This window comes from Burkholderia paludis, from assembly GCF_000732615.1.
GTDB classification, from domain to species: Bacteria; Pseudomonadota; Gammaproteobacteria; order Burkholderiales; family Burkholderiaceae; genus Burkholderia; species Burkholderia paludis.
Genome location: NZ_JPGL01000131.1, coordinates 1 through 4,293, shown reverse-complemented (window position 1 = coordinate 4,293; position 4,293 = coordinate 1). Strand labels below are relative to the sequence as shown.

Here is a 4,293-nt window from a genome sequence, read left to right as displayed (position 1 = left end):
AGTGGGGGAGGAGCGCGGGAGGGGGGGCAATTTGCCCGGAGCGCGGGGGCGCCGGGGGGGTCCCCGGGGGCGGAGGGGGGGGGGATCTGGGCGGGGGGGGCGCCCCCCACCCGCGGGGGGGGGCGCCCCGCCCGCCGTACGGGCCCGCGCTTTCCTTTTGACAGGCTTTCCGATAGGATCGAAAGCGGTTTTGCATTCAAGCATGAGGGGACTACGATGCGCGTCAGCGATATTCTGAAAGTGAAGGGCAATACGTTGTTTACGGTGACGCCCGATAAGCCGCTGCGCGAAGCGGTCGATACGATGGCCGAGCACGACATCGGTTCGCTCGTCGTAATGGAGTACGGCGATCTCGTCGGGATGCTGACGTTCCGCGAAATCATCCTGCGCCTGCACGTGAACGGCGGCGCGATCGGCGACGTACAGGTGCGCAAGGTGATGGACGAGCCGCTCACGTGCACGCCGGAAACGGACGTCAACGAAGTACGCCGGATGATGCTCGAGCGCCATGCGCGCTACATGCCGGTGCTCGACAAGAAGGTGCTGATGGGCGTCATTTCGTTCTACGACGTGGCGAAGACGGTCGTCGAGGCGCAGAGTTTCGAGAACCGGATGCTGAAGGCGTACATCCGCGACTGGCCCGAATCGGAAGCCGAAGCGCACAAGCCGTGAACCGCGTCGCGCCCGGCGCCTCGATGCGTGGGCGCCGCCATCCGGCATGCGGCGGCGCAGGCGGGGCCTGCGCCGCCGTTTTTTCAACGACTACACAAGGCCCGCGCAGCTTCGCCAAGACGATGCGCGCGTATTCCGCATGAGCGATCATACGCAAGCCACTTCGGGGCAGCGCGACGAGCGGCGCGCCCACGCGTCGCAGTTCGACCTGCTGCGCGAACGCCGTTTCGCCCCGTTCTTCACGATCCAGTTCCTCGGCGCGCTGAACGACAACGTCTTCAAGATCGGCTTCACGTCGCTCGTCACCTATCACACCGCGCGGTTTTCAGGCGTCGACGCCAAGACGGCCGCGTTCCTGATTTCCGCGATCTTCATCCTGCCGTTCGTGCTGTTCTCGGCAACGTCCGGCCAGATCGCCGACAAATACGACAAGGCGACCCTCACGCGTTTCGTGAAGACCTTCGAGATCGCGCTGATGCTGGTCGGCGCGGCCGGTTTCGTCACGCACAGCGCGACGCTGCTGTATCTGTGCACGTTCATGATGGGGATGCACTCGACGCTGTTCGGGCCCGTCAAGTATTCGTACCTGCCGCAGCATCTCGGCGAGCACGAGCTGGTCGGCGGCAACGGCCTCGTCGAGATGGGCACGTTCATCGCGATCCTGATCGGCACGATCATCGGCGGCGCGGCCGCGGGGATCGAAGGCAACGGCGAGCGCGTGCTCGCGGTGAGCGTCGTCGTCATCGCGCTCGCGGGGCGGTTCGTCGCGCAGCGCGTGCCGTCGACGCCGGCGCCGCAGCCCGATCTCGTGATCAACTGGAATCCGGTCAGCGAGACCTGGCGCAACCTCGGGCTCGCGCGCCAGAACCGCACGGTGTTCCTGAGCCTGCTCGGCATTTCGTGGCTGTGGTTCGTCGGCGCGACGTTCCTTACATCGTTCTTCAATTTCGCGAAGGACGTGCTGTCCGCGAGCCCCGACGTCGTCACGATCCTGCTCGCGACGTTCTCGATCGGCATCGGCCTCGGTTCGCTGCTGTGCGAGCGGCTGTCGCAACGGCGTGTCGAGATCGGCCTCGTGCCGCTCGGCTCGATCGGCATCAGCGTGTTCGCGATCGAACTGTATTTCGCGAGCCACGCACTGCCGTCGCCCGGCCATCTGCTGTCGGTCGGCGAATTCCTCGCCGGCGCGCGCCACTGGCGCATCCTGGCGGACCTGTTCCTGCTCGCGATGTTCGGCGGCTTCTACAGCGTGCCGCTGTACGCGCTGATCCAGAGCCGCAGCGCGCCGACGCACCGCGCGCGGATCATCGCCGCGAACAACATCCTGAATGCGCTGTTCATGATCCTGTCGGCCGTGATGGCGATGGGGCTGACCAAGGCCGGCGTCGACATCCCGGGCCTGTTCCTCGTCACAGCACTGCTGAACGTCGTCGTTGCCGCGTACATCTACCTGCTGGTGCCCGAATTCCTGCTGCGCTTCATCGCGTGGGTGCTCGTGCACACCTTCTACCGGATCCGCCTGGTGCACGCGGAGCGGATCCCGGCGGAAGGGGCGGCCGTGCTCGTGTGCAACCACGTCAGTTACGTCGATGCGCTCGTGCTGGCTGCCGCGAGCCCGCGCCCGATCCGCTTCGTGATGGATCACCGGATCTTCAAGGCGCGCTTTGCGAGCTGGGTGTTCCGGCATGCGAAGGCGATCCCGATCGCGCCGCGCCACGAGGATCCCGCGATGCTCGCGCGCGCCTACGACCTGTGCGATGCCGCGCTGAAGGAAGGCGAGCTCGTCTGCATTTTCCCCGAGGGCAAGCTGACGAAGACGGGCGACATCAATACGTTCCACCACGGCATTACCGAAATCCTGGGGCGCACGCCGGCGCCGGTGATTCCGATGGCGCTGCGCGGGCTGTGGGGCAGTTATTTTTCGCGTCATTCCGACGCGCGGATGCCGCGGCCCATCAAGCGCGGCATGATGAGCCGGCTGACGCTGGCGGTCGGCGAGCCGATCCCGGCGTCGGTCGCGACGCCCGAAGCGCTGCAGGCCGCGGTGACCGAGCTGCGCGGCGCCCGGAAATAGGCGGGCGCCCGCTTGGGCGGCATCCGGCTGAAGCCGGACCCGGGCCGGCTCGAGCGGGCCTCCGGGCTGCGCGTGTCCGTCCCGCGCGCCGGGCCGGCATTTCACGCGGCCCGCGTGCCCGAGACGGCTGGCATAATAGCGGCTTACCTCTTTTTCTCGACCGGCAAACGATCGGCCTGCCTGCTGTCCGGGCAGCGCATCGGTTTGCCCATTTCTCTTTGGGCGGTTCCATCATGTCCGGCAATACCCTCGGCACGCTTTTCACTGTCACGACCTTCGGCGAATCGCACGGTCCCGCGATCGGCTGCGTGATCGACGGCTGCCCGCCGGGGATGGGGCTGACCGAAGCCGACATCCAGGGCGAACTCGATCGCCGCAAGCCCGGTACGTCGCGTCACGTGACGCAGCGGCAGGAGGCCGACGAGGTCGAGATCCTGTCGGGCGTGTTCGAGGGCGTGACGACCGGTACGCCGATCGCGCTGCTGATCCGCAATACCGACCAGCGCAGCAAGGACTACGGCAACATCGTCGAGACCTTTCGTCCCGGCCATGCCGATTACACGTACTGGCAGAAATACGGCATCCGCGACTACCGCGGCGGCGGCCGCTCGTCCGCGCGCCTGACCGCGCCGATCGTCGGTGCGGGCGCGGTCGCGAAGAAGTGGCTGCGCGAGCGCTTCGGCGTCGAGGTGCGCGGCTACATGAGCGGCCTCGGCGAGATCGACGTGCCGTTCGTCGACTGGTCGCATGTGCACGAGAATCCGTTTTTCTCGCCGAATGCCGCGGTCGTGCCGGAACTCGAGGCGTACATGGATGCACTGCGCAAGGATGGCGATTCGATCGGCGCACGCATCGACGTCGTCGCATCGGGCGTGCCGGTCGGCTGGGGCGAGCCGGTGTTCGACCGTCTCGATGCCGATATCGCGAAGGCGATGATGAGCATCAACGCGGTGAAGGGCGTCGAGATCGGCGCGGGCTTCGACAGTGTCGCCCAGCGCGGCTCGGTGCATGGCGACGAGCTGACGCCGGGCGGCTTCGTCGGCAACCACGCGGGCGGTGTGCTCGGCGGGATCTCGACGGGGCAGGACATCACGGTGTCGATCGCGATCAAGCCGACGTCGAGCATCCGCACGCCGCGCCGTTCGATCACGAAGGCGGGCGACGAGGCGACGGTGGAAACGTTCGGTCGTCACGATCCCTGCGTCGGTATTCGTGCGACGCCGATCGCCGAGTCGATGCTTGCGCTGGTGCTGATCGACCACGCGCTGCGCCATCGCGCGCAATGCGGTGACGTCGAGACGCCGACGCCGAAGATCGCCGGCAGCGCGACCTGATGCACGCGGGCGGGGCGATCCCCGTCCCGTGCGCCGGGCGATGAATGCAAACGGGGCGCTGCGTGATGCAGCGCCCCGTTTCGTTTGCGGCGATCCCCATGCGCGCCGCTTGCGGCGGCGCGTTGCGGCGATCACATGTTCGGGTAATTCGGCCCGCCGCCGCCTTCCGGCGTGACCCACACGATGTTCTGGGTCGGGTCCTTGATGTCGCAG

4 protein-coding genes are annotated in these 4,293 nt (G+C 67.1%); 3 read left to right on the top strand and 1 reads right to left on the bottom strand.

What is annotated here, in order from left to right; translation table 11 throughout:
* The first annotated feature begins 216 nt into the window (after positions 1 to 216).
* The 3 genes from GQ56_RS0138650 to aroC all read left to right on the top strand — a co-directional run bounded on the left by GQ56_RS0138650 (position 217) and on the right by aroC (position 4,080).
* Positions 217 to 672 (top strand): CBS domain-containing protein, encoded by a 456-nt coding sequence (locus GQ56_RS0138650; RefSeq protein WP_006488504.1) that lies wholly within the window; start codon positions 217 to 219, stop codon positions 670 to 672.
* Positions 673 to 811: 139 nt separating this feature from the next.
* Positions 812 to 2,746: an MFS transporter gene (locus GQ56_RS0138645; protein ID WP_031403724.1), complete on the top strand. Its 1,935-nt coding sequence runs from the start codon at positions 812 to 814 to the stop codon at positions 2,744 to 2,746.
* Between the two features lie 233 nt (positions 2,747 to 2,979).
* A complete protein-coding gene (gene aroC, locus GQ56_RS0138640; protein ID WP_031403723.1) occupies positions 2,980 to 4,080 on the top strand; it encodes a chorismate synthase in 1,101 nt (366 codons plus the stop codon).
* A 131-nt stretch (positions 4,081 to 4,211) separates the two neighbouring features.
* Here the strand turns inward: aroC and GQ56_RS47355 are convergent.
* The coding region (locus GQ56_RS47355; protein ID WP_200878033.1) for a 4Fe-4S dicluster domain-containing protein at positions 4,212 to 4,293 on the bottom strand (82 nt) is incomplete at its 5' end.

Excerpts from the sequence above, each read along its gene's own strand:
- GQ56_RS0138650 (WP_006488504.1), top strand. The coding sequence starts at position 217 with ATGCGCGTCAGCGATATTCTGAAAGTGAAGGGCAATACGTTGTTTACG.
- GQ56_RS0138645 (WP_031403724.1), top strand. The coding sequence starts at position 812 with ATGAGCGATCATACGCAAGCCACTTCGGGGCAGCGCGACGAGCGGCGC.
- aroC (WP_031403723.1), top strand. The coding sequence starts at position 2,980 with ATGTCCGGCAATACCCTCGGCACGCTTTTCACTGTCACGACCTTCGGC.